At 64.5% G+C, this 23,375-nt stretch carries 33 protein-coding genes and 1 pseudogene; 13 read left to right on the top strand and 21 right to left on the bottom strand.

What is annotated here, in order from left to right; genetic code table 11:
* Positions 1 to 56: 56 nt before the first annotated feature.
* The 4 genes and pseudogenes from OXR60_RS08310 to OXR60_RS08295 all read right to left on the bottom strand — a co-directional run bounded on the left by OXR60_RS08310 (position 57) and on the right by OXR60_RS08295 (position 1,545).
* A complete protein-coding gene (locus OXR60_RS08310) occupies positions 57 to 251 on the bottom strand; it encodes a hypothetical protein (protein ID WP_267395394.1) in 195 nt (64 codons plus the stop codon).
* Positions 252 to 335: 84 nt separating this feature from the next.
* Positions 336 to 473 (bottom strand): annotated as a pseudogene (locus tag OXR60_RS08305) (S-adenosylmethionine:tRNA ribosyltransferase-isomerase); the annotation flags it as partial.
* Positions 474 to 1,047: 574 nt separating this feature from the next.
* Positions 1,048 to 1,293 carry a hypothetical protein gene (locus OXR60_RS08300; RefSeq protein WP_267395393.1) on the bottom strand — a complete coding sequence of 82 codons (246 nt, stop codon included), beginning with the start codon at positions 1,291 to 1,293 and terminating at the stop codon, positions 1,048 to 1,050.
* A gap of 15 nt (positions 1,294 to 1,308) precedes the next feature.
* Positions 1,309 to 1,545, bottom strand: coding sequence for a hypothetical protein (locus tag OXR60_RS08295; RefSeq protein WP_267395392.1), 237 nt, complete (start codon positions 1,543 to 1,545; stop codon positions 1,309 to 1,311).
* Between the two features lie 135 nt (positions 1,546 to 1,680).
* Here OXR60_RS08295 and OXR60_RS08290 point away from each other — a divergent pair, with 135 nt between their 5' ends.
* From OXR60_RS08290 to OXR60_RS08270, 5 genes are all read left to right on the top strand, one after another.
* The gene (locus tag OXR60_RS08290) at positions 1,681 to 1,881 is read left to right on the top strand and encodes a hypothetical protein (RefSeq protein ID WP_267395391.1); all 201 of its coding nucleotides are present in this window, start codon (positions 1,681 to 1,683) and stop codon (positions 1,879 to 1,881) included.
* Between the two features lie 29 nt (positions 1,882 to 1,910).
* Entirely contained in the window at positions 1,911 to 2,177 is a 267-nt protein-coding gene (locus OXR60_RS08285; RefSeq protein ID WP_267395390.1) for a helix-turn-helix domain-containing protein, read from the top strand.
* A gap of 2 nt (positions 2,178 to 2,179) precedes the next feature.
* Positions 2,180 to 2,515, top strand: coding sequence for a hypothetical protein (locus OXR60_RS08280; protein WP_267395389.1), 336 nt, complete (start codon positions 2,180 to 2,182; stop codon positions 2,513 to 2,515).
* Positions 2,516 to 3,496: 981 nt separating this feature from the next.
* Entirely contained in the window at positions 3,497 to 4,660 is a 1,164-nt protein-coding gene (gene opgC, locus OXR60_RS08275) for an OpgC domain-containing protein (protein ID WP_267395388.1), read from the top strand.
* A 99-nt stretch (positions 4,661 to 4,759) separates the two neighbouring features.
* Entirely contained in the window at positions 4,760 to 4,990 is a 231-nt protein-coding gene (locus OXR60_RS08270) for a DUF4113 domain-containing protein (RefSeq protein ID WP_267395387.1), read from the top strand.
* Here the strand turns inward: OXR60_RS08270 and OXR60_RS08265 are convergent.
* A complete protein-coding gene (locus OXR60_RS08265) occupies positions 4,987 to 5,217 on the bottom strand; it encodes a hypothetical protein (protein WP_267395386.1) in 231 nt (76 codons plus the stop codon). The genes OXR60_RS08270 and OXR60_RS08265 overlap by 4 nt on opposite strands.
* The gene (locus OXR60_RS08260; protein ID WP_267395385.1) at positions 5,217 to 5,519 is read right to left on the bottom strand and encodes a hypothetical protein; all 303 of its coding nucleotides are present in this window, start codon (positions 5,517 to 5,519) and stop codon (positions 5,217 to 5,219) included. Before OXR60_RS08260 ends, OXR60_RS08265 begins: the two co-directional genes overlap by 1 nt.
* 181 nt (positions 5,520 to 5,700) lie before the next feature.
* Between OXR60_RS08260 and OXR60_RS08255 the strand changes: the two genes are divergently transcribed.
* Positions 5,701 to 6,309 carry a DUF3429 domain-containing protein gene (locus tag OXR60_RS08255; RefSeq protein ID WP_267395384.1) on the top strand — a complete coding sequence of 203 codons (609 nt, stop codon included), beginning with the start codon at positions 5,701 to 5,703 and terminating at the stop codon, positions 6,307 to 6,309.
* A 156-nt stretch (positions 6,310 to 6,465) separates the two neighbouring features.
* Here OXR60_RS08255 and OXR60_RS19985 read toward each other — a convergent pair whose 3' ends face one another.
* The 3 genes from OXR60_RS19985 to OXR60_RS08245 form a co-directional block, all read right to left on the bottom strand.
* Positions 6,466 to 6,648 carry a hypothetical protein gene (locus OXR60_RS19985; RefSeq protein ID WP_346015419.1) on the bottom strand — a complete coding sequence of 61 codons (183 nt, stop codon included), beginning with the start codon at positions 6,646 to 6,648 and terminating at the stop codon, positions 6,466 to 6,468.
* Positions 6,645 to 6,929, bottom strand: coding sequence for a hypothetical protein (locus OXR60_RS19980; RefSeq protein ID WP_346015420.1), 285 nt, complete (start codon positions 6,927 to 6,929; stop codon positions 6,645 to 6,647). The genes OXR60_RS19985 and OXR60_RS19980 overlap by 4 nt, the downstream gene beginning before the upstream one ends.
* A 63-nt stretch (positions 6,930 to 6,992) precedes the next feature.
* Positions 6,993 to 7,193 (bottom strand): hypothetical protein, encoded by a 201-nt coding sequence (locus OXR60_RS08245; protein ID WP_267395381.1) that lies wholly within the window; start codon positions 7,191 to 7,193, stop codon positions 6,993 to 6,995.
* Positions 7,194 to 7,454: 261 nt separating this feature from the next.
* On the opposite strand from OXR60_RS08245, the gene OXR60_RS08240 reads away from it, so the two are divergent.
* The 3 genes from OXR60_RS08240 to OXR60_RS08230 all read left to right on the top strand — a co-directional run bounded on the left by OXR60_RS08240 (position 7,455) and on the right by OXR60_RS08230 (position 9,805).
* Positions 7,455 to 7,727: a hypothetical protein gene (locus tag OXR60_RS08240; RefSeq protein WP_267395380.1), complete on the top strand. Its 273-nt coding sequence runs from the start codon at positions 7,455 to 7,457 to the stop codon at positions 7,725 to 7,727.
* A 365-nt stretch (positions 7,728 to 8,092) separates the two neighbouring features.
* A complete protein-coding gene (locus OXR60_RS08235; RefSeq protein WP_267395379.1) occupies positions 8,093 to 8,491 on the top strand; it encodes a BLUF domain-containing protein in 399 nt (132 codons plus the stop codon).
* 906 nt (positions 8,492 to 9,397) lie between these two features.
* Positions 9,398 to 9,805 carry a response regulator gene (locus OXR60_RS08230; protein ID WP_267395378.1) on the top strand — a complete coding sequence of 136 codons (408 nt, stop codon included), beginning with the start codon at positions 9,398 to 9,400 and terminating at the stop codon, positions 9,803 to 9,805.
* Positions 9,806 to 9,851: 46 nt separating this feature from the next.
* Here OXR60_RS08230 and queA read toward each other — a convergent pair whose 3' ends face one another.
* The 10 genes from queA to OXR60_RS08180 form a co-directional block, all read right to left on the bottom strand.
* Entirely contained in the window at positions 9,852 to 10,877 is a 1,026-nt protein-coding gene (queA, locus tag OXR60_RS08225) for a tRNA preQ1(34) S-adenosylmethionine ribosyltransferase-isomerase QueA (protein ID WP_267395377.1), read from the bottom strand.
* A complete protein-coding gene (locus OXR60_RS08220; protein WP_267395376.1) occupies positions 10,877 to 11,590 on the bottom strand; it encodes a peptidylprolyl isomerase in 714 nt (237 codons plus the stop codon). Before OXR60_RS08220 ends, queA begins: the two co-directional genes overlap by 1 nt.
* An 80-nt stretch (positions 11,591 to 11,670) precedes the next feature.
* Complete coding sequence (gene coaD / locus OXR60_RS08215) at positions 11,671 to 12,177, bottom strand: pantetheine-phosphate adenylyltransferase (protein ID WP_267395375.1); 507 nt, start codon at positions 12,175 to 12,177, stop codon at positions 11,671 to 11,673.
* A 23-nt stretch (positions 12,178 to 12,200) separates the two neighbouring features.
* Positions 12,201 to 13,088 (bottom strand): polyprenyl synthetase family protein, encoded by an 888-nt coding sequence (locus OXR60_RS08210; RefSeq protein ID WP_267395374.1) that lies wholly within the window; start codon positions 13,086 to 13,088, stop codon positions 12,201 to 12,203.
* Between the two features lie 7 nt (positions 13,089 to 13,095).
* Positions 13,096 to 13,335 carry an exodeoxyribonuclease VII small subunit gene (locus OXR60_RS08205; RefSeq protein ID WP_267395372.1) on the bottom strand — a complete coding sequence of 80 codons (240 nt, stop codon included), beginning with the start codon at positions 13,333 to 13,335 and terminating at the stop codon, positions 13,096 to 13,098.
* A gap of 112 nt (positions 13,336 to 13,447) precedes the next feature.
* Positions 13,448 to 13,645, bottom strand: coding sequence for a hypothetical protein (locus OXR60_RS08200; RefSeq protein WP_267395371.1), 198 nt, complete (start codon positions 13,643 to 13,645; stop codon positions 13,448 to 13,450).
* Between the two features lie 59 nt (positions 13,646 to 13,704).
* Positions 13,705 to 15,336, bottom strand: a complete 1,632-nt coding sequence (locus tag OXR60_RS08195; RefSeq protein ID WP_267395370.1) for a diguanylate cyclase — start codon at positions 15,334 to 15,336, stop codon at positions 13,705 to 13,707.
* A gap of 251 nt (positions 15,337 to 15,587) precedes the next feature.
* Positions 15,588 to 16,070, bottom strand: a complete 483-nt coding sequence (locus tag OXR60_RS19975; protein ID WP_267395368.1) for a type II toxin-antitoxin system RelE/ParE family toxin — start codon at positions 16,068 to 16,070, stop codon at positions 15,588 to 15,590.
* Between the two features lie 82 nt (positions 16,071 to 16,152).
* Positions 16,153 to 18,468 (bottom strand): ATP-dependent Clp protease ATP-binding subunit ClpA, encoded by a 2,316-nt coding sequence (gene clpA, locus OXR60_RS08185; RefSeq protein WP_267395367.1) that lies wholly within the window; start codon positions 18,466 to 18,468, stop codon positions 16,153 to 16,155.
* 157 nt (positions 18,469 to 18,625) lie between these two features.
* Entirely contained in the window at positions 18,626 to 18,820 is a 195-nt protein-coding gene (locus OXR60_RS08180; RefSeq protein WP_267395366.1) for a DUF1192 domain-containing protein, read from the bottom strand.
* Positions 18,821 to 18,892: 72 nt separating this feature from the next.
* On the opposite strand from OXR60_RS08180, the gene OXR60_RS08175 reads away from it, so the two are divergent.
* Positions 18,893 to 19,894, top strand: coding sequence for an NAD(P)H-quinone oxidoreductase (locus tag OXR60_RS08175; RefSeq protein ID WP_267395365.1), 1,002 nt, complete (start codon positions 18,893 to 18,895; stop codon positions 19,892 to 19,894).
* Between the two features lie 86 nt (positions 19,895 to 19,980).
* On the opposite strand, the gene OXR60_RS08170 is transcribed toward OXR60_RS08175, so the two are convergent.
* Positions 19,981 to 20,247, bottom strand: a complete 267-nt coding sequence (locus OXR60_RS08170) for a hypothetical protein (RefSeq protein WP_267395363.1) — start codon at positions 20,245 to 20,247, stop codon at positions 19,981 to 19,983.
* Positions 20,248 to 20,420: 173 nt separating this feature from the next.
* Between OXR60_RS08170 and OXR60_RS08165 the strand changes: the two genes are divergently transcribed.
* The 3 genes from OXR60_RS08165 (at position 20,421) to OXR60_RS08155 (ending at position 22,751) form a co-directional block, all read left to right on the top strand.
* Positions 20,421 to 21,101: a DUF1013 domain-containing protein gene (locus tag OXR60_RS08165; protein ID WP_267395361.1), complete on the top strand. Its 681-nt coding sequence runs from the start codon at positions 20,421 to 20,423 to the stop codon at positions 21,099 to 21,101.
* A gap of 104 nt (positions 21,102 to 21,205) precedes the next feature.
* Positions 21,206 to 22,084, top strand: coding sequence for a dienelactone hydrolase family protein (locus tag OXR60_RS08160; protein ID WP_267395360.1), 879 nt, complete (start codon positions 21,206 to 21,208; stop codon positions 22,082 to 22,084).
* Between the two features lie 46 nt (positions 22,085 to 22,130).
* Positions 22,131 to 22,751 carry a glutathione S-transferase family protein gene (locus OXR60_RS08155; RefSeq protein ID WP_267395359.1) on the top strand — a complete coding sequence of 207 codons (621 nt, stop codon included), beginning with the start codon at positions 22,131 to 22,133 and terminating at the stop codon, positions 22,749 to 22,751.
* An 84-nt stretch (positions 22,752 to 22,835) separates the two neighbouring features.
* On the opposite strand, the gene OXR60_RS08150 is transcribed toward OXR60_RS08155, so the two are convergent.
* Positions 22,836 to 23,366: a thioredoxin family protein gene (locus OXR60_RS08150; protein ID WP_267395356.1), complete on the bottom strand. Its 531-nt coding sequence runs from the start codon at positions 23,364 to 23,366 to the stop codon at positions 22,836 to 22,838.
* Positions 23,367 to 23,375: the final 9 nt, after the last annotated feature.

The raw sequence follows: 23,375 nt of genomic DNA, 5'->3' as shown, positions 1-23,375 counted from the left end.
GGACCACAAGGCCGGCTCGGCGCCCCGCTGTTCCCAAGACGCGCGGGGCGCCACGATCACATCGGCTTGGCGCCCGGCGTGCCGCACTTGGTGAACTTGCCGTTGGCGGCCTTGCACCTGACCGGCTTGACCGGCCCCTTGGGCGGGCATTTGACGAACTTGCCTTTGGCATCCTTGCATGGCGCGGCGATCGAGGGGGCAGTCACGGCCACCAGGGCGAGCGAGGCCGCCGTGAACAACATCTTGCGCATGAACTCTTGTCCTTGGTCGGGAGGGGGCCGGCCAAGCTGATCGGCCAAAAGTCTCGCGTCAAATGAAGACCTTGTCATCCATCGTCATGGCAGCAGCAGCGAGGCGTCCCCGTAGGAATAGAAGCGGTAGCCGCTGGCGATTGCATGGGCGTAGGCCGCCTGCATCCGCTCCCGGCCCATCAGCGCCGATACCAGTATGAACAGATTCAGTCACGATCGTGGCTTTCGGCATATATTACATGCGTTTATGGTTCAATCGGGCCCTGGCTTTTCACATAACCCACGAACGACCTAATCAAAGCGAGTAGCCTTATCGTGGAGGTCCAAGCCAAAGCACTCTGGCTCAATTGAATCACGCGAAGTCGCCTACCATCGGCCACTCGCTTCGGATGCTCCCCCATGGCAACGGTTCGTAAGTTCACCTCGGGCTTGCACCCCGCATGAACGCGGTCACGCTTGCTGAAAGCCTCTTGCCAATCGAGCCCTTTGCGGCGGCTGCTGCGGCGGTGTTGTCCTTCAATCACATGTTCAGCGTCTGAACCATGTCTGCCTCTTGCCGCGGCTTCGCGACAACAACTTGACCGATCTCTGCTTCTAGTCAACTCACGCGAAGAGGCGCTTTCCGGCGGTAGTACGACGGCTCGCTAGCGGCACTCTCCCAACCCATACTGCCGCCAGTACCGATCCCACCGCACGGCTGCGCCGGCCGCGATGGTGGCGCACGAGAGTGAACGCCCGTCCAGCAAGGTACAGCGAGCAACCACCCGCCTGTAGCCCTTGCCCACAGGCTGGCAGCTCAGCGTCCGGTTGAGCACAGCCGCTCGACGATTTGCTGGCTGCGCGCTGCCGCCCAATCGTCGCAGGTATAGTTCACCCGCCGCCCATCAGTTCGCCGGCATGGCTCGGCGCTGGTGAAGTCCGACGCCCGGACGCCGGCTACCCGTACCTTGATGCCGGTTGAACACCACAGCGGGCCGTCGCAATCGTGGACGTGGGTGACGGTACAGGAGAATGGGTGCCCGGCACCGACAGCGAGCATCATTGCCAGGAGCATGGACTAGGCGGCCATCCAGTCGCCCTCGGCGTCGTCAACCGCCGCGAAGGCGTCGCCGTCGGCCTGCTGCTTGCGCAGGTGAGCCCGCACGGCTTCCGGGTCACCGTCCCGCGGAAACGTGCGGTCAGCTCGAGCGGCATCGGCAATGTCGTCGACCCAATCGCCACGGTCCTTCTGGGTCAGCAACCAGCGCCCGAACGCCACCTTGGGCTGTTCCACATCATCGTCGTAATCGGCCATCGAGCACCCGCTAAATCGTTGAACGCGCTCCATGCCTCGTTCGGTTTGTTCTCGCAATGTTCTTGCGAATCATGGAGCCATGCGCCTAGCTATGCGGGCGCCGCTGACGGTGCCTCGACATGGATGGAGCTGAGCATGGAGCATGATCTCCAGCTGCGTGCGGCTGCGCGCGCGATCTACGACGCCTGCTATTCGAACGAGGAATGGGCGCCTTGCACGTTCGACGAGGCCGAGCGGTTCGGAACGGTTCACTACCGCCAAGCCATCGGTGCCGCCCAACAAGCAGCGCGAGTGCTCACCACCAAGGAGCGGCTGCTACTGGTCGCCGCGCTTTGACATATCGAAAGGGCGAGCGCGCGGTCGCGGTGCTGCTGGACACGTGGTCTGCCGATCATCCTGTGGCTGATGTCATCGCGTCGGGCACGCCTTGGTTTGACGCATGGCTGGGGCAGAAGGCGACGCCGATCGCGCTGCTGTCAAAGCGGACCGGCATCACGGGCGCCCGGCTGATGACCATCGCGGCCGGCGACCGCCTGTCTCGCGCCGAACTGGATGCGCTCGCCCGAGCCTGGAGCATCAGCGCTGGTGATCTGATCGCGTCGATTGGCGACAGCACCGTCGTGGTCGACTGACGGTGGCGCCCGGCGACGAGCTGACCCACGTGGGCCAGCGGCTGCGTACGTTGCAGCACTGCGCCCTGCACCGGCGCACCATTAAGCTGACATGCTCCGCCTGCCAGCGCGAGCGACGGTTCGATGCCGTGGCGCTGTGGTGGATGTACGAGTGCAAGGGCTGGAATGATCGACTGCCGGGTGCGTTGCGGCGGCTGTATTGCGAAGCGTGCCGAGCCAGCGCCGGCAAGGTTGTCCGTCCCGAGGTGGAGATCACTCGGGAACAGCCCGATGAGAAGCGGCCGCCGTACCCGGATCAGAGAACTTGGAGGAAGCTGGTCTCGCGGTATCGGTCGTGAGCGCCAACGAAAAGGCGAGAGGATGCCTGTATCAATCGCGTGCACGACATCTGTAGTAAATCGCGGCCGCATATTCATTCGCGCATCGTGCGTTAAACGTCGTGGTCTGCGCTGTCAGAGAGCTACTTCAAATGTGCGGCTCGATCGTTCCGCTAATGTTTTTAAAAAAAGGAGCAAGTCGCTCGCGTCGGTGACTTGAAACTTCCAAGGACCCTCGTCCAAAATCCTGCCTTGCCCTCTTTCAGCATTTGTCCTGCAAGGTTCACCGCGTGGGACTGCGCTTCAATGATGTTGTTAAGATCGATCTCGTCGGGCTGAACGGCGTTAGATCCGTCGTGAATTATAAATCCGTAAATCGTCATGCTAGGACAACAGATCTCAACTTGGATCGGCCCAGACAATCGTTCATACATGGGTTATAATTTAGCGCTTCTGGTCGGAAACTCCCGCCCGCGATTGGCGAGCAAGGCACCTGAGGCACCAGCATGTTGTGATAGGTCCCCTGCAGCTTGCGTACTGACCACGCGCGCCTTCCTCAAATCGGCCGTGCTGAGCGGGATCGTGAGCAGCACGGAGGCCTGGTAGCAAATCCTCCTCCCGATTTTTGCCAAAGTGCCCGGTTAAATTGGGAAAAGGGATGCCGATACCAGCTCAACTTCTTGACTGCGTTGCAGGACCAGCTCGCGGCGACCCCAAGGGTCAATATGCAGCATCGCGTAAATCACCTTCAGGTGGGTCGCTTTCATGGTCCCCGCGGGAGGCTCACGTGCCATGATCGGCACTACACGACCGACTGGCTCGCGGATGCATCATCACAGACCGCATGTCGCAAGGATCGGCCAGCTCATCCTTGAGTCCCGTAATGAACGGCAGACACCCTTACGTGATGGGTGACGGGTCGAAAGACCCCCGTTATGCGACACCTCATCAATCAACGGACGCTAACGTCGTGTAATCCGAGTATTGGAGAAGTGGGCGACGATGAGCTCGGAAGCCAGCCAACGGGAAACACGGTTGGACATCGTTCGCGGTTTAGCGATGGTGGTCATAGCGATAAACCACATAACCGTGTCCTTCCGACTCTACGGCTTGAAAGGCGCGTCGATACTCACGCCGACTGCCCTGGGATATTCCACGTCGGCATCCGTATTCGTTATGATGTCTGGCTACATGGTTGGCATGGTTTACCTGCACAAGCCGCGCCCCACTAAGGCCGTCCTGTCTCGTGCCCGTCGCCTCTACCTATGCAATGTGCTCTTATTACTGGCCGTGCTACCAATCTTGTATGTGATGTCGTCGGCTGAGCAGACTGCTTGGGAAGCGCGGTTCATCATGGGCAGTCCGCTGTCGGGAATTCCGAAGTTTCTTCTGCTGCTGAAAGCGCCACCCTTGCTGGACGTGCTCCAGCTATATGTCATCTTAATGCTGCTCACGCCGGCCGCATTATGGGTGTATCGTCGATCTTCACTCGCACTGGGAGCGCTTTCATTCTTAGTTTGGCTTGCCAGCCAGATCGCGGTCTGGATAGTGCGAGGCGACCAGCCGCATCCCTCTTTCTGGTTCAACCCTGCATCCTGGCAGATCCTATTCTTCATCCCGCTTATTATTGGAGCCGTTCGGGGCCACGAACGCATCTTCGACGTTCTTGGGAAAAACAGATGGATCACGGCTCTACTAGCCGTGGTCGTCGCCCTTTTTTCTATCACTAAGCTGCTGCACGTTGAGCACGGCATTCCACGCTACTGGTTATTTACTTCCAAGGGCGACATGGGGGCACTGCACCTCATACATTCATATGTTATTGTCACGTTCTACTGCGGCGTTCTTGCTATTTCTCCAAAACTGCCGATGTTGCCTCCAATGCGCGCACTCGCCTGTGTCGGAAGGCAGACTCTGTACTGCTACTTGGCCAGCGCTTGGTTGACATACGTCCTGGCAGAGGCGTGGGGCCGTTTCGGAGGGGGGTATCGTACGTACCTCGCATCAGCCCTCATCACCCTTTTGGTCACGTTCACAACTGCTACGCTGTTCGACTCCCGAGCCAAAAAGCGGCGCTCTTTTGTGCGCAAGAAAGGAGCAGCGACATCGGAGCCATTGCCGCCGGGAGATCGCGACTTACGACGCAGACTGGCCGCAGCTGACTGAGAGGATCCCGCGCGTTGCCATGGACATCGCGAGGAAGCCGCCCGACGTGGCGCGACCAAGGTATGGCTGGACGGCTACGCCTACACCAAGGCCTGGATCATGCTCGACGATCTACTCCTCGAGGATCAGCGACCGCGGACGCTGTTCGGGGTGAATACGAACAAGCGGGATCGGCTGATGGCCGCTCTCGACGACATCAACGGCCGTTTCGGGACATGGACCGCCGTGACGGCGTCGCAGGGGTTTAAGCGCGAGTGGAAAGCCCGGTCGGTGATGCGGTCGCCAGCGTGGACGACCGACATCTCGCAGGTGCCGACGGTTCGCGCTTAGGCGACGCCCTGCTTCCGCGCGCCAGCGATCATCTTTCTGGCGATCGTTCGAACGGCTTCGTCGTCCTTAGTCTCATCCGCCGCGGGGTCGCCGAGGTGATCCAGGCTGCGCTCCATGAAGTCGAGCAGCCCGCTATGGCGATCCTCGACGTACTCCATGAGCTTGAACAGCAGATGCTCGGTGGCGATCTCGCGCTGCCTCGCCTGAGTAGCAGTGTCGCCAGTCATCAAATCGCCTCCTGTTCGGACGCATCGAATTCGCTGAAGGCGGCGCGCACTTCGTCGGCGGCGACTGCGTCCGCAATATCAACGGTGACGACTACCTTGCCGTTCAAGGCGGCGTCGCCGCGTGCATCTGGACTGGGCTCGCCTGCCTCGTTGTCAGAGCCTGCTTCTTCGGTTCCGGCGGTGTTGATGTCGCCATCCGCCGTGACCGACACGGCCTTACGATCGATCTCGAACTGCTGAACAAGCCGCTCGACGGTCATCTCGGCTTCGCGCCGTGTGTCGAATTTCGCTGTCAATTGCATGATGTTGTCCTCAGGCGCGGTGGGCCTTGAGGGTTGAACCGCTGAGACATGGGTCGGTGCCACGACGGATAACAAGGTTAAGACTGCGTCAGGGCATCGGCTGCATATGGCGCCTCTACACCCGACGCTCGCCCGCTGCCCAGAGCTGGAGGGGTCCCTGTAAATTGGCAGGGACGTATCGGTGCGAACGATCGCGATAGAAATTCTGCGGCCATCGGAACAGCGGCCCTTCCGAGGCGCTTCGGTCGCTTCCTCAACAACAAAAGTCCGTTGTTCAAGCTATGATGCTCTCAGACAATCCAAAACGCTGGTGGTCCTGATGCTTGATCGTCGGGGCAGGGTTGGCGAAGTGCCGCTCATACTGGGATATGCCGGCCTGCTGCCGCAGATCGCCGCTTTGGCCACATGCTTTTTCGACTCGGGCGCGTCGGTAGGAGCCAGGTTCGCCTTTGGCTATGGCGTGCTGATCCTGAGCTTTATCGGCGGCATCTGGTGGGGCTTCGCCATGCGCACGCCACCGGCGGAGGAAGACAGTCATCCGCAAACCGCCGTGTCATCGATTGCAGTGGTACCGTCGCTGGTCGCCGCATTGCTGATCCTGCTGCTCATTGCAGGGACGATCCCCCTGAATTGGGGGCTCGTGGCGCTGGGTTCGGTGATACTGACGACATTGCTCGTTGATCGGCAGCTTGTCGCCTGGGAGCTCACACCAACTAGCTGGATGTCGCTCCGGGTACCGCTGTCGGTTGGATTGGGCACGTTGACGATCCTGTGCGGTGTTATCAGCTGATGTCGGGGGCGCTGCGTGGTATTGGGGCAGTTCCGGCCCGAGCGGCGGGCGCTTAGGCTTGGCTGCCCTTGTGGGGAATTCAGGCCCCCGCACCGTCATCTTGTTCGCAGGGTAAGGCTCCTGCAGCGCGAGCACGTTGTGATAGGTCTCCCGCAGCTACGTGTCCCAGTCGCTCTCATGCAGGATCGTGATCATCGCTTTTGGGTGGATCGGGGCGACTAGCTCGTTCGGATCGCAAGTGACCATGGCAAAGCCCGGCTTCTTCGTCGTGTGCTGCCAGAACCCGGCGATGGCGAACACGTCCTGGTCCGTAACGTCGAACCACATCTCGCCCTTCACCGGCTTCTTGCCACCACCGAGTCATGCGCCTCGGGCGTCCACTCGCAAAGCTGGATCAGCGGGATCAGGCAACGGTTCGCGGGCATGGCCGCGAGCGCCTGCCACTGCCTGAGCCCGAGGTTTCGGACGTTGGTCATCGGCCAGGCCGCGGCCCCGCCCAGCACGTCCCAGCTCATCACGTCGAGCTTGCGCCGGCCGCCCTCCTCACGCACCACGCAAGCGCGCGATCGCGGCGTCAGCTCGACCGGGTTGAACCGGTTGTCCTCGGGCTTGGGGTTCAACCAGCCCGCGTCGGCGCCGAAGCGCGCGAACAGGGTTTCAGGCTCCCGAGGTTGCGGGCTCGGTTACACATCCGACAGGTTGGCTCGCTCCGCCAGCAATCTCTTGAGTTGCGCCTTTATGCTTGGGCCGGCCAGATGCTGGCCGATCCCGTCGTAGCGTTCACGGACAAGATGGCGCCGGATGTCGTCCACCGTGCGGCAAGTGCCCGTCCGCGCAAGCTGGAAAGCGCGCTCGGTGACGCTGACGAGATTGGGATCGCTCATGCCGCGATGTGCCGTCGCGGATCTATCCTTGGCAAGCGGATAAGCACGCGTCGAGATTTCTGCTCAACCTGGATCAACACAGTTTCCCAGTCCGCCGACGGCAATCAAATCGCGGGCTCCTGGAACGAGGCTTCACCAGTCGCCAGCCCGGCTTCTAAGACGCTGTTGCGGATGGTAAGCGGTTGAAGCCACGTTCTGGCCGATGGAGGGGCCATACACTGCCTTGCTGCGATTGCTCTGCTGACGGCGGCACCCGTTCTCTTGGAGGCGCTCACCGAGCAGCAGCGCGAAAAGATTGTGGCTGCGCTGAATGCACATACGGACTGCCTGACCAGCCAGGCGATCCTTCTTGGGAAAGGATCGTCTCAGAAGGCCGATTCGCTCGTCCAAGCAGCACGATCCAAGTGCACCGGATCATATGAGGCTGCTGCCAAAGCCTACGCTGCGGCGCAGATCGACGACGTTCCGTCATCAGCGAGAGAAGCAGCAGAGGCTAAGGCGATCCAGAACGTCGCCAGGATGATGGCGCAATAATGCTGACGGCAGCGGCGCCGCTTGAAACACCCTAAACGATGTTGGTTTGAGAAGGTCCCCGCCCTTATGTGGATCGGGCGGGAAAACAGCGGAGGTCATCCGACTTCGGCCGCATATGCAAGCTCACGTGTATAGCCGTTAACGTCAATGCCGCGGTTCTACGGGGTTCTTGATAAAAGTGACGCCCCGCCATCCGTAGTGACACAGAAGCTGGCGGGGCGCCGGGGCCTTATGCCTCAAGCTGTTCCTACCGCTTGAACCGTTAACATCCAGCTGTGCTGGACACCCTCCTTCGCTCTATAACCCTCCGCGCTTGCAACGCTTCAGCAACGATTTGGTCCGATACTGACGTTTAGGAGAGGACCATGCTTCAATTAGTTTATGTCAGCAGCGCGCGCGGTGAGAGCGGTGCGGATCCCAGTACGGTTGCGCGCATCCTCCACGTGTCGAGGATCAACAACAGCCGTGATGGCGTGACAGGAGCGCTGTACACCGACGGAAAGCGTTTTCTTCAAGCGCTCGAAGGGCCTGAGGAGGCTGTGTCTGGTGCCTATGCCCGCATCAAGACGGATCCGAGGCACCAAGCAGTTGTGACGCTTTCAAGCCGTAAGGTCGAGGAACGTGAATTCGGCGATTGGGCGATGGCGCAACGCCTGCCCGGCGAGGACGAGCGGCACTTCATGGACCGCGTCTCGCGCCTCGTCAAAAACTGCGCACCGGGCGTGCAGGCCACGTTCGAAAGCTTTGCGGCGATCCGCCGATAAAGGTAATCGCGCGGTTCCGCTCGCCTGTGTGTTGGCAGTGCAGGCTGGCCATGAACATGACGGTGATGCCGGCAACACCTGCCGCTTGCGGGCATGGCCCGTCCGTGTTCTCCTACGACCATGCCCCAGAGCGCTCTTAGCCCACGACAGCGCCTCCGAGAGCATCTCGAGGACGCCTTGGCTGAAGCCGATGCAATGGAGCATCCGCTCGCCGCAGCGCTTATTGCCGACGCGTTGGACGCGTTGAACGCCGGAACGGACGATAGGCCTGCTCCTGACAAGAAGTGCTAGCGACGACCCGGCGTGGTGCCTGGTCGCCAAACTCGGTCCCGCGTGGATGTGAGATCCCGGCGAGCCTGATCTTCAATCCTCGCCCGCATACCGACAAATACCGTCTCGTCAGATGCCCACCAGGTGGTGCGGGCTTGCCTCCATTTATCATCGCAAGCCGCTTCGGCAGCGGCGACGACAACACCTACTGGATCGCTGCTGCTGCGCCCCAAGCGTGCCGAGTAATTCCTGACGCACATCTCATACTGGTAGAACGCCTCCTGCGCTGATTGGCGGGGGAGGCTCGGTTGGCCGACTACTGTCGGTGGCGGAACATACTGGGCAGCCACAATGGCAAGGGTCATGATCAGCATAGACGCAGCCTAAAGGCGCAGCGCAGAACGGCGAGCAGTGCAGCAAACGCTCGCCGCTTGGCCAGGCAGCACGCTCCAGCCGCGAGCAGGCTTGCTCGGCTTATCATCTTAGTCCGCTCGGCCTGGCGCGATCGACGGAGTAGTAGGCGCTTCACCGCTCGCGTTGGCTGCTCAACCGGTTCAGCCCATTGGCCGCGCGGTAGATCACCCTATATTGGTTTTGCGCGGTCCGCGCTGAAGCGAAAGCCCGACCGCCGTGCACATGATACGTCTTCTCGTCATCGACGACTCTGCGACCATCCGGGCATTGGTGGAGCAGATCGCTGATGCTGATCCTGATTGCCAGGTCGTCGGGGTAGCGCCCGACGTTCCAACGGCTCGGGTCCTCATCCGCGATCGCCGACCGAACCTCATCACGCTTGATCTGAATATGCCGGGCATGGGCGGACTCGAGTTCCTTAGCGAACTCAGCGCGGCACCCCATGCTCCAGTGATCGTGCTGTCATCATCCGCCACGTTGGGGTCAGATGTAGTGGCAGAAGCCTTGAGGCTCGGTGCGGTAGCCTGTTTTGATAAGGCGAAAATCGTCACTGAGGCAGGTCGACTGCGGAAGCTGCTGCGAACGGCGATTGATCGTCACCAGCGGAAGCTAACCGGTAAGCTCTCTTAGGAACGCTGGTCGGCTTGTCGCGAGATCGAGGCCATCGCAAAGCGCTCTATGGAAGGAGCAGCGAGGCATCCCCGTAAGAGTAGAAACGATAGCCATTCTCGATGGCATAAGCGTAAGCGTCTTTCATCCGCTCCCGTCCCATCAGCGCCGATACCAGCATGAACAGGGTCGATCGCGGCAGGTGGAAGTTGGTCATTAGCCCATTGATGCCGCGGAAGCGGTAGCCCGGGGTGATGAAGATCGCGGTATCGCCATCGAAGGCGCGGATCGTACCATCCTCGTCTGCGGCGCTTTCGATCAGCCGCAGCGAGGTGGTGCCGACGGCGATTACGCGGCCGCCGGCGGCGCGCACCGCGTTGAGGCGATCGGCGGTGGCGGCGTCGATGCGGCCCCATTCGGCGTGCATGCGATGCGCGTTCGTGTCGTCCGCCTTGACCGGCAGGAAGGTGCCGGCGCCGACATGGAGCGTCAGCGTTTCATGAGCGATGCCTGCCTCGGCAAGGCTCGCCATCAGCGCCGGGGTGAAATGCAGCGCCGCGGTGGGGGCGGCAACGGCGCCGGCCTCGGTTGCGAACATCGTCTGGTAATCGTCGGCATCGCGCGAATCGGTCGGGCGCTTGGCGGCGATGTACGGGGGTAGCGGCATCCGCCCGGCGCGCTCGAGCAGCACCTCCACCGGCTCGTCGCCGACGAAGTCGAGCGCGAAGCTGCCATCATCGGCACGGTCGCGCGCAACGGCCGCGACGCCATGGCCGAAATCGATCGTGTCGCCTTCGCGCAGCCGCTTGGCGTTGCGGATGAACGCGCGCCAGCGGCGCAGACCCTCGCGCTTGTGCAGCGTCGCGCCAACCGTTGCCTCGCCGCGACGGCCTTCGAGCTGCGCCGGGATCACCTTGGTATCATTGAACACCAGGCAATCGCCGCGGCGCAACTGGCCGGGCAGATCGCGCACGACCAAGTCGCGGCTGCCGGCGCCATCGAGCACCAGCAGCCGCGCCGCATCGCGCGGTGCCGCCGGGCGCAGCGCAATGCGCTCCGGCGGCAACACGAAATCGAACAGGTCGACCTTCATTATTGGGCGGGCGCGGACGCCTTCTTGGGCGCGGCGGTGCCGGCGGGCTTGCGCTTGGCCGTGGGGGTGGCGCCGGGCAGCGTCACCGGCGCACCGAGCGTCACAGGCGCCGGGGCGACCATCGGCGCATAAGCGGGAGGATTGTCGGCGGCGATATAGGCGTGGACGATCTTGGTCGGGTTCGCCGGCGGCTCGCCGCGCTCGATGGCGTCGACATATTGCATGCCGTCAAGCACCCGGCCAAACACCGTATATTTCTTGTCGAGGCTGAGCCGCGGCTGGAAGACGATGAAGAACTGGCTGTTGGCGCTGTTCTCGTCATCGGCGCGGGCCGCCGAGACAGCACCGCGGACGTGGGGCAGATAGTTGAATTCGGCGGTGACGTTGGGCAGCGTCGAGCCGCCGGTGCCGTCACCCTTGGGATCGCCGCCCTGCGCCATGAAGCCATCGATCACGCGATGAAACGCGAGCCCGTCGTAGAAATGCTGGCGGGTGAGGGTCTTGACCCGCTCGACCATCTTGGGGGCGACATCGGGGCGCAGCCAGATCTGCACGCGCCCGCCATCCGACAGGTCGAGCAGCCAGAGATTTTCCTTGTCGGTGGTCGCCGGCGGCGCGGCACGGCCGGGGATGGCAGGCGTAACGACCTGCGCGGCGGCGGGCACGGCGGCGAGACAAGCGACGAGCGCAAACAAACGGGCAAAAAAGCGCATGGAATCCCCAACCGAGCTGGAACGATGGCGGCTTAGAGCAAATCCGCCGTGTCGCCAAACTGAACGTGGCGAGCGCGTGCTTAGGAGCCCTTGCGCCCGAGCACCGCGACCCGCGCGACCACTTCCTCGCACACCCGCGGCGGCACGAACTTGGCGATTGCGCCGCCGAACAGCGCGATCTCCTTGACCAGCCGGCTGGCGATCGGTTGCAGCGCGACATCCGCCATCAGGAACACCGTCTCGACCCGCGGATTGATCTGCTGATTCATCCCGGCCATCTGATACTCATATTCGAAATCGGCGACGGCGCGCAGCCCACGCACGATCACCCGCGCGCCCTCGCGTTCGGCGAAATCCATCAGCAGCGAATCGAACGCCACCACCTCGATGTCGCCGTCGATCCCTTCCACCTCGCGACGGACCATCGCCAGCCGCTCCTCGATGCTGAACATCGGCGATTTGGACGGGTTGGTGGTCACCCCGATCACCAGCCGGTCAACCAGCTTGGCGCCGCGACGGATGATGTCCATGTGGCCGAGCGTGACCGGATCGAAGGTGCCGGGATAGACGCCGATGCGCTGGCTCATCGCTGCTGTTCCTCCCGCGGGCTCTAGCGGTCGCGCTCGACGACGTAGCGCGCGATCTCGCGCAGCAGGTCCGCCTGCTCTCCGAAGCTGTGAAGATGCTCGATCGCCTGCTCGACCAGCATCAGGCATTGCGCGCGTGCGCGGTCCACCCCGAGCAGCGACAGGAAGGTCTCCTTGCCGGCATCACCGTCCTTGCGCAGCTTCTTGCCGGCGAGTTCCTCGTCACCCTCGGCATCGAGCAGATCGTCGGCGATCTGGAAGGCGAGGCCGAGATCGTGGGCATAGCCGCGCAGGCCGGTGCGCCCCTCGATCGGCAAGCGGCCGAGGATCGCGCCCACCTCCACCGCGACCGAGATCAGCGCGCCCGTCTTCATCTGCTGAAGCCGCGTCACCGTGGCGAGATCGAATCGCGAGCTTTCCGCGACGATGTCCATCATCTGCCCGCCGGCCATCCCGGCAGGACCGGCGGCACGCGCGATCTCCATCACCAGTTCGGCGCGGACGAACGGATCGGGGTGGGTGGTGGGCTGGGCCAGCCACTCGAACGCCAAGGCATGCAGGCTGTCACCGGCGAGAATCGCGGTCGCCTCGTCGAACGCCTTGTGGACGGTCGGCTTGCCGCGGCGCAGATCGTCATCGTCCATCGCCGGCAGATCATCATGGATCAGCGAATAGACGTGGATGGCCTCCAGCGCCGTGGCGGCGCGGCCGGTGCAATCGCGATCGACGCCGAACAGATCGGCCGTGGCGTAGATCAGCAGCGGACGCAGCCGCTTGCCGCCGCCGATCGCCGCATGGCGCATCGCCTGGTACAGCGTCGCGCGAGCGTCGTCGGGTACCGGCAACAGCAGGTCGAAACGGCGATCGATCTCCGCGGAGACCTCTTCCAGCGCGGCGGCGAGCTTGGTCATGCGCGGCTCAGGCTGCAGCAAAGGGCCGGGTGCCGGCGGCTTTGCCATCGGCGTCAAGCCGGATCGCCTCGATCCGAGCCTGGGCGGCATCGAGCCGCTCGGCGCAGCGCTGGCGCAGACGATCGCCGCGCTCGTAGAGCCCGATCGATTCGTCGAGGGTCGCCTCGCCGCTTTCCAGGCGCGATACGATTCGTTCGAGTTCCTTGAGGGCGTCTTCGAACGACAGGGTGTCGATGGGCGTGTCCATGGCAGACGCTATGGGGCAGGGGCGGCGGGGAGGCAAGGATGCGGAATGGCTGAAATCCTCGCCTAATTGGCACAGCCTGCCCAGCCGATCGCCCTTGCTTGCCTGACGGCCATCAGTGCAGCTGGCGGCTGGTCCAGGTATAAAGGACGGAGACGCCGACCAGCCCAAGGTCGACCGCCGCCTGCATGCGATGCGGCGTGGGGTCGCCGATGTCATGCGTGACCAGGCTGATGTTGGCGGTAGGATGGCGCGCCGCCAGCACTGCAACGGCCGCGATGACCGCCAACGCAATCTTCCGTCGATCGTTCATCAGCCACACCGCCTTCCTGGCAAGGACTTTAACAGAACATTGCCGATCTATCCAGCGATTCAGGCGGCCCGGGCGAGCGCGCCGACATCATGCGCACGATCACGACCCTTGGCCTTGGCCTCGAACAACGCCTGATCGGCGCAGCGGTACATTGCCTGCCAGTCCGCCTCGCGCAGCAGCGCGCCGAAACAGGCGCCGATGCTGGCGGTGACGGCGACATCATGCGGCATCCGCTCGCGGCGCAACCGCTCGAGCACGGCGGCAGCCTTGAGGCCGGACGGAAGCGGTGCGACGATGGCGAACTCCTCGCCGCCGATGCGGGCGACCAACGCGTCAGGCGGCACCGCGGCGCGCAACGCGCGGGCGATGGTGCGCAGCACCTCGTCGCCGCCGTCATGCCCGATCGTCTCGTTGATCGCCTTGAAATGATCGATGTCCGCGATCAGCAGCATCTGCTCGCCCTCGCGGCCGATCGCGCGATCGAGGAAGGCGCGGCGGTTGAGCAGGCCAGTGAGCGGGTCGGTGTCGGCCAGGGTCCGTGCCGCGCTCTCCTGCTGGCGCCAGTCGTCACGCTCGAGGCTGAGCAGGCGGATACGATAAGCGACGCCGAGCGACGACAGCACCGCCTCCATCGCCATCGAGCCAAGCGTCGAATTGTCGATCCAGAAGTTCCAGTGAATCAGGTTGAACGCCGCGGCGATGCGGAAGATGGCGAGGATCACCGGCCCGCCCCAGGCCAGGGCGAAGATCCACAGATAGTTGCTGCGCTGGCGTGCGGCGCGCCACAGGATCGGGACCACCAGCAGGACGAGCGCGAGATAGCTGCTGGTCGCGAGCGGATCGATGATGGCCGCGAAGCGGGGCGCGCACAGCGCATAGGCGCCGGCGGTGCCGAGCAGCAGCGCGATCACCGCATCGCTCGTCGGCCGCAGCCAGCCGTCGAATACGCGTCGTTCGAAGAAGGCGCGGGCGAAGACCAGCGCCGTTGCCGCCGACATGGCGAGGAACAGGTAGTTGAGCCGCAGCCGATCGTTGTTGTCGATGCCGGTCAGTTGCCCGACCAGCCCCGACGATGTGGAGGTATAGGCGAGCAGGCAGAGCACCATCAGGCAATAGGCTGGCTGGAAGCGCTGGCGCAGCGCCGCCCAGAGCGCGAGATTGTAGATCAGCAGCGCCAGGCACATGCCGGCGAAGGTGGCGTATAGCGCCGCCGTGACCACCTCGCCGCGGGCCGCATCGGCATCGTCGACCAGGGTTGCGCCGATAACGATGCCGCGCAGGTTGAGCGAGCGCTCGACATGCCACAGCAACTGCACCGGCGGCGCGGCATGGGCAGGCAGGGGAAGTTGGATGATCGCGCCGAGCCGCAGGTGCCGCCCGGTGGTCCGACTGGTAAAGCCGGTTTGCCGGACCGCGCCATCGGCATAGCGGATGTAGAGAGTGACGCGATGCTGCCAAACGCTGCCGGTGCGCACGCTGGTGCCGGCGCTTGCCATTTGAGGCAGGCGGGGGGCGAGCACCCAATAATCACCGCCGCCGAATGACGTTTGCGGCGTGCGGCAATCGAACCGGGCCGGGCTGGCGAACATCGCCCGTGCCGCGTCGCCGGGCTGTACCCGTGCGATGCAGGTCGCGAGCGGCGTGCCGCCCCGGGCCCATGCAGCCGGCGCGACGACAAATCCCAGCAGCACCAAGGCTATTGTGGCAATCGCCCGTACCCATCCCGCATCCGGCATGCCGCGCTTCTAGCGCAACGGTTCCCAATCAATGGTAAAAACCGCAGGGTAATTGTTAACCGTGGCAGCGGCGCGACTTGTTGCGGGCGCTCGCAAGTTCAACGTCTTAGCGCTGCTGGACCGAATCAGCGCGTTAAGCCGCTTGAGAAATATTTGCTGGTCACGTCGGCGCCGCACCATTCGGGTCACGTTGGACCGCGGTCGACCTAGCGACTGCCATCGTGAGTCTGCCTGATCCACATGACCGCCAAGGCGCCGTGGGCAAGGTGATAGCGTAAGGTAAAGGGGCGGAGCGTGTCGCGCCGGCCGATGCCGGGCGGCAGCACTGCCGCGTCCCGCTCCAGCGCCGCGGCCATCGCCGTCACCCGATCGGCGAAGCGGCATGCTGCCGCGGGATCGAAGGCGGTAAGGTAGCGGCGGATATGCTCGAGATCGGCGATTGCGCCCTCGCTCCACACCAGCGACGGCGCGGGCCCGGGCCGGCTGGGCTCGACGGTCGGTCGGCTCGGCACGGCACCACCCCAGCCGCCGATCCAGAAGCGGACCGCGGCATCGCTGATCACGCGGGCCGCGGCTATCTCGGCAAACGCGCGCGCATCGGCCGCAGCGATCGCCGCCGGGTGGCCGAACACGCCCGGCGCATCGCCGCCGATGGCATGTGGCTGATCGGGATCGTCTGAACGAGACACCCAGGCGAATTAACACGAAAACGGACCGGTCCCGCTGGGACCGATCCGTTTCGGAGGCAACAATCGAGGGAGCGCCGGCGCTTTACTTGGCGTCGACGGGCTCCGCCTTGCCCTTTTTCTTGGGCTTCTTGGGGGCGGCCGGCTCGATCGCGAACGACAGCGCACCGTCTTTCATTCTCACCGTCACCTCGCCGCCATGGACCAGCTTGCCGAACAGCAGTTCCTCGGCGAGCGGCTGCTTGATCTTCTCCTGGATCAGGCGGCCCATCGGGCGTGCGCCGTACAGCTTGTCATAGCCCTTTTCGGTCAGCCAGCTCTTGGCGGCATCGTCCAGGTTGATGTGGACGTTGCGATCGGCAAGCTGGAGCTCGAGCTGGAGGATGAACTTGTCCACCACTCGCGCGACCACCTCGGTCGGCAGGTAACCGAACGGCACGATGGCATCGAGCCGGTTGCGGAACTCCGGCGTGAACATCTTCTGCACCGCCTGCTCGTCCTCGCCCTCGCGGGTGAGATTGCCGAAGCCGACCGTCTCGCGGGCCATGTCGGACGCGCCGGCATTGGTGGTCATGATCAGGATGACGTTCCTGAAATCGACCGTCTTGCCGTGCTGGTCGGTGAGCCGGCCGTTGTCCATCACCTGCAGCAGGATGTTGAACAGGTCCGGATGCGCCTTTTCGATCTCGTCGAGCAGCAGCACGCAATGCGGGTTCTGGTCGACCGCATCGGTGAGCAGGCCGCCCTGGTCGAACCCGACATAGCCCGGAGGCGCGCCGATCAGCCGGCTGACCGAGTGACGCTCCATATATTCGGACATGTCGAACCGCTGCAGCGGAATGCCGAGGATTGATGACAGCTGCTTGGCGACCTCCGTCTTGCCGACGCCGGTGGGGCCGGTGAACAGATAGTTGCCGATCGGCTTTTCGGGTTCGCGCAGGCCGGCGCGGGCGAGCTTGATCGCCGAGGCGAGCTTCTCGATCGCGCTGTTCTGGCCGAACACCACGCGCTTGAGATCGGTCTCCAGGCTCTCGAGCTGCGCCTTGTCGTCGGTCGAGACCGATTTCGGCGGGATCCGCGCCATGGTGGCGATGACAGCCTCGATCTCCTTGGCGGTGATCGTCTTCTTGCGCTTGTTGGCGGGCACCAGCATCTGCATCGCGCCAACCTCGTCGATCACGTCGATCGCCTTGTCCGGCAGCTTGCGGTCGTTGATGTAGCGCGCGGAAAGCTCCACCGCCGATTTGATCGCCTCGGGCGTGTACTTCACCTTGTGGTGATCCTCGAACGCCGAGCGCAAGCCGGCGAGGATCTTGATCGTATCCTCGATCGTCGGCTCGTTGACGTCGATCTTCTGGAAGCGGCGCAGCAGCGCGCGATCCTTTTCGAAGTGGTTGCGGAACTCCTTGTAGGTGGTCGAGCCGATGCAGCGGATCGAGCCGCCGCTGAGCGCGGGCTTGAGCAGGTTGGAGGCGTCCATCGCCCCGCCGCTGGTGGCGCCGGCACCGATCACGGTGTGGATTTCGTCGATGAACAACACCGCATGCGGCATCTTCTCGAGCTCGTTGACGACCGCCTTCAACCGCTCCTCGAAATCGCCGCGATAGCGCGTGCCGGCCAGCAGCGCGCCCATGTCGAGGCTGTAGATCACCGCCTCCTTGAGCACATCGGGAACCTCGCCCTCGACGATCTTGCGCGCCAAGCCTTCGGCGATCGCGGTCTTGCCGACGCCGGGATCGCCGACATACAGCGGGTTGTTCTTGGAGCGACGGCACAGGATTTGGATCGTGCGATCCACCTCCGGCCCGCGGCCGATCAGCGGATCGACCTTGCCGATCTTGGCCTTCTCATTGAGATCGACGGTGAATTGCTTGAGCGCGCTTTCCGTCTTGCCCTTCTCCTGTCCCTTGGCGGGTTTTTCGTCATCGGCGCCCTTGGGCGTCGAGGTCTCGCCCGTGGTGGCGCCCTTGCCGACGCCGTGGCTGATGAAGCTCACCGCGTCGAGGCGGCTCATGTCCTGCTGCTGCAGGAAATAGACGGCGTAGCTCTCGCGCTCGCTGAACAGCGCCACCAGCACGTTGGCGCCGGTCACCTCGTCGCGGCCCGACGACTGGACGTGGAGGATCGCGCGCTGCACGACGCGCTGGAAGCCGCTGGTGGGCGAGGGATCGGTGGCGGCATCGACCTTGAGCGCATCGAGCTCGGTGTCGAGATAATGGGCAACGGTGGTCTTGAGCTCGCCGAGATCGACCTTGCAGGCCTCCATCACCTTGGAGGCATGATCGTCATCGATCAGCGCGAGCAGCAGATGCTCCAGCGTGGCATATTCGTGGCGTCGGGACGATGCGGCTTCGAGCGCCTTGTGCAGCGTCGTCTCGAGCGCGGGGGCGAATGAGGGCATTCAATCTACTCCAGTCGGGTCCTAGCAGCGGCCGGGCCCTTTTCTGCAATGTCGGGACGATGGTCACGCGCATCAAGCACTTGAAAGCAGGCAATCCGGGCCCCTGATCGGGCGTCACACGGCACCGTTGCGAGTCGCGACGAGGTGCCCCGCAGCGTCACTGTCTGAATAGCGCGTCGGCGCTTGCGCGATGCTTAACGGCATGTTCGAGCTTGAGGCGAGAGCGGGCGATTTCGCCCTCCAGCACGGTGATGCGCGATTCGAGTTCGGCGACCGACAGCGGATCGAGGTCCTGGCGGATCAGCTCGGTCAAAGCGTCGTCGGGACGCGGGCGGGCGTCGTCCAATTCCATTACCTTACTACGTTGACCCTCGCCCCGGTGATGTCAATAAGCCGACAGCCCTCAAATCCAGGATGCGACCGGATGAATGCGATGCCCCAGACGATGCACGCGATTGATCCGGAGGAGAACGGCGGCTCCGAAGTACTCCGCCTTGTTGAGCGGCCGGTGCCGCAGCCCGCGGCGGGCGAGGTGCTGATCCGCGTCGCCGCCGCCGGGGTGAACCGCCCCGACGTGATCCAGCGCGAGGGTAAATATCCGCCGCCGCCCGGCGCGCCCTCGATCCCCGGGCTGGAGGTCGCCGGCACCGTCGTCGCAGTCGGCGAGGACATGATGGCCGAACTGATCGGCCAGCCGGTGTGCGCGCTGCTCGCCGGCGGCGGCTATGCGCAATATGTCGCGGTGCCGTTCGGCCAGTGCCTGCCGATCCCCGAGGGCATGTCGATGGTGGAGGCGGCGGCGATCCCGGAAACGCTGTTCACGGTGTGGACCAACTTGTTCGAGCGCGCCTTCGCCACCGAGGGCGATACCGTGCTGGTGCATGGCGGCACCAGCGGCATCGGCACCATGGCGATCGCGCTCGGCGCCTTGTTCGGCGTGACGGTGATCGTCACCGTCGGCTCCGATGCCAAGGCGCAGATCGCGCTCGAGCTCGGCGCCGCGCATGCGATCAACTACAAGACGGAGGATTTCGTCGAGCGGGTAAAGGCGATCACCGAGGGCAAGGGAGTCGCCGCGGTGCTCGACATGGTCGGCGGCGACTATGTGCCGCGCAACCTCCAGTGCCTCGCCGACGATGGCCGCCACGTCTCGATCGCGGTGCAACGCGGCGCCGAGGCGACGATCCCGCTGTGGCAGGTAATGGCGCGGCGGCTCACCCTGACCGGCTCGACGCTGCGCGCGCGTGACAGTGCGTTCAAGTCGCTGGTCGCCGACGAACTGGTGCGCACCGTGTGGCCGCATGTCGAGGGCGGGCGATTGCGACCGGTGATCGACCAGGTCTACCCGCTGGGCGAGGCGGCGGCGGCGCATGCCCGGATGGAGGCCGGCGACCATGTCGGCAAGATCGTGCTGCAGGTGATCTGACACCGACGAAACAGCGGCCCCGACATCCGGCGGAATGCGGGGCCGTGACCGTCGAGGCGGGGCTGCCGTGCGGCAGCGCCGCGCGCTTAGTTGCTGTCGGCCGAATCGTCGTCGTCACCGCCGGTGACCGCGAGCACGATGCCGGTCAGCGCGGCGAGGATGCCGATGCTGATCAGCGTGGTGGTCGGCACCGAGGCGCCAAGCTTGCTGGCATGGGCGCTTGGAGCAGCGGCGCGGGTGCGCGCGACCGACAGGCTGGCGGCTGGGTTGGCCGAGGCGGCGACGGCGGCAACGGGGGCGGCGAGGAGCGCGAGCCCGGTGATGGCGGCAGCAGCGCCCTTGATGATCGTCATATACTATTCCCCTGTAACGAGATGAGACCGCTTAAATCAGTTTTGTGACAGTTGCATCAATCGCCGACGAATCTTGCCACGGGTTGCTCTTGGGCAACGCCCGCGGTACATCGGGTGCCATGCGAGGCCGCTCCGAATGGGGCGGCCCTATTTATTTCTGACGGAGTTCGCCCGTGGCCCAGCCGCTCATGCCTCATGCGACCGCCTCCTGGCTGGTCGACAATACCTCGCTCTCGTTCGAGCAGATCGCGGAATTCTGCGGGCTGCACATCCTCGAGGTGCAGGCGATCGCCGACGATACCGCGGGTGCCAAGCTGACCGGGCGCGATCCGGTGCGCGCGCACGAGCTGGCGCAGGAAGAGATCGACAAAGGTCAGGCCGACCCCGATTACCGGCTCAAGATCATCAAGGGCCCCGAGCAGGTCCGCCGTACCAAGGGCCCGCGCTACACGCCGGTATCCAAGCGGCAGGACAAGCCCGACGGCATCTCCTGGATCATCCGCAACCATCCGGAGATCACCGACGGCGCGATCGGCAATCTGATCGGCACCACGCGGACGACGATCGCGGCGATCCGCGACCGCAGCCATTGGAACATCGCCAACATTACCCCCAAGGATCCGGTGACACTGGGCCTCACCACCCAGCGCGAGCTCGACGCGGCCGTTGCCAAGGCCGCCAAGTCGGCGGGCATCGAGGCGGCGCCGACCGACACCCGCCTCGAAGGCGATCGCGAGGCGCTGCTCACCCAGCTGCGCGCCGAGCGCGAAGCGGCGTTGCGCGATCCCGAGGCCGGCCCGCAGGACCCCGCCGCCGAGGCACGGGCGCTGTTCGAGGACCCGTTCAAGCGCTGATTGGCGCCGGCCGAGTGGAAATGGCCGCTCGGCCGACAAACGGGGTGGCTCCCACCGCCCGGCTGATCTAGCCTCCGCGTGCCTTTGCACGAACGGGAGCCGCCATGTCCGACCTGCACGATGCCGCCGTCCAGCTGTACGATGCCTTTACCCATGAGCATCACGATCGCCGGACCCTGCTCAAGCAGATGACCGCGCTCGCCGGCTCGGCGGTAGCGGCCGAGGCGCTGATCGCCGGCATCGCCGCCTCGCCGGCCGCGGCGGCGCTGATCGATCCCGCCGATCCGCGGCTCAAGACACGGATGCTCACCGGCACCGATGCTGGCAAACCGAGCCGCGCCTATCTGGCAATGGCGCGCCAGGGGGCAGCGACCAAGCGCGGCCTGGTGCTGGTAATCCACGAGAATCGCGGCCTCACCCCGCATATCCAGGATGTCGCGCGGCGGATCGCGCTGGCCGGCTTCATCGCCGTCGCGCCCGACCTGCTCGCGCCGCAGGGCGGCACCCCCGTCGACGAGGATCGCGCGCGGACGCTGATCGGCACCGCCGACTATGATCTCGCGCTCGCGCAGGTGCAGTCGATGATGGCCAAGATGGGCAGCCGGCAGCGCAGCTCGGGCAAGGTGGGCGCGGTGGGCTTCTGCTGGGGCGGGGCGTTCGTCGACCGCCTCGCCGTGGCGGCGGGCACCGCGCTCACCGCCGGTGTCGCTTATTATGGCCCGGCGCCGGCGCCGTCGGAGGCCGCCAAGGTGCAGGCGGCGCTGATGCTTCATTATGCCGGCAAGGACGCCCGGGTGAATGCGGGCGGGGTGCCGTGGACCGCAGCGCTCAAGGCAGCCGGCAAATCGGTGGAAGCCTTCACCTATCCGGATGTCGATCACGCGTTCAACAACGACACGTCGGCGGATCGCTACAACGCGGCCGCGGCGGCATTGGCCTGGCAGCGAACGATCGCTTTCCTCCACCAGCGGCTTGACGGCTGACGCCGTTCCGTTCCACCTTCGTTCCATCGACTCGGGGAAACGGATGATGGCGACGGACCTTACCCTCTACACCAACCCGCAATCGCGGGGCCGGATCGCACGCTGGATGCTCGAAGAGGTCAGCGCGCCGTATGAGGTGGTGCTGCTCAATTATGCCGAGGCGATGAAACAGCCGTCGTATCTGTCGATCAACCCGATGGGCAAGGTGCCGGCGCTGGTCCACCGGGGCAAGGTCGTCACCGAATGTGCCGCGATCTGCGCCTATCTCGCCGAGAGTTTCCCCGACGCCGAACTCGCGCCGCGCGACGACGAGCGGGCCGATTACTTCCGTTGGCTGTTCTACGCCGCAGGGCCGGTCGAGGCGGCGGTCACCAACCGCTCGCTCGGGGTGGTGCCGGACGACCGGCAGCAGCGGTTCGTCGGCTATGGCTCCTATGACTCGGTGGTCGACGTGCTGGAGGCCGCGGTGGCGGCCCATCCATTCATTGCCGGCGACCGGTTCACCGCCGCCGATGTCTATGTCGGCGCCCAGGTGATCTGGGGGCTCCAGTTCGGCTCGCTGCCGAGCCGCGACACATTTGCCGCTTATGCCGAGCGACTAACGGCGCGCGCCGCCTATCAGCGTGCGTCCGGCCTGGACGATGCCGCCATCGCCGCGGCGGCATAACGACGGCGTAACCACGGGGCGATGGCGTGGCGCCCCCGTTGATGGGGGCGCCACGGCGCGATCAACGAGCCCGCGAGCCGTCGATCAGGCGGCCCATTGTGCCAGCCAGTCAGCAAGCGCCTGCGGCGTCATCGACCGGGCATCGGCAAGCGCGGTCTCATGACCCTTGTTGACCAGCCGATCGGTGCGCGGATCGACGATAAGCACTGCCGGCACGCCGGCAAGCCGCCCGGTGATGCCATAGCGCGCGGGCACCTGGCCGTTCTTGTCGAACCGGCCGACATCGACGGTGACGACCTCATAATGCTGGGCAACGAAGCGGTGGACGGCGGGCAGGTCGATCACGCCGGCGAGCAGCCGGCAATCGAGACACCAGTTGCCGCCAAGATCGATCAGCAGCCGCTTGTGGCCGCGGATCGCCCGCGCGCGCGCGGCGGCGATCTTGGCATCGGCGTTGGCGGCCTCGTCATAGGGCAGCGGCAGCGGCTTGGCGAGCTGGTCGAAGCTGGCCGCTACCTTGGGCGCCCGTACGGCGGCATCGGCGCCGAGGCTGGGGACCGCCACCGCGGCACATGCCGCCGCGATCAGGGCAGGGCGAGAGAAGATCGAGCGCATCAAGCAGAA

Origin of the sequence: Sphingomonas sp. GC_Shp_5, assembly GCF_026540855.1 — a bacterium.
Taxonomy (GTDB): Bacteria; Pseudomonadota; Alphaproteobacteria; order Sphingomonadales; family Sphingomonadaceae; genus Sphingomonas.
Note: the sequence above shows the minus strand (reverse complement) of the source record. Positions and strands in the feature narration are given on the sequence as shown.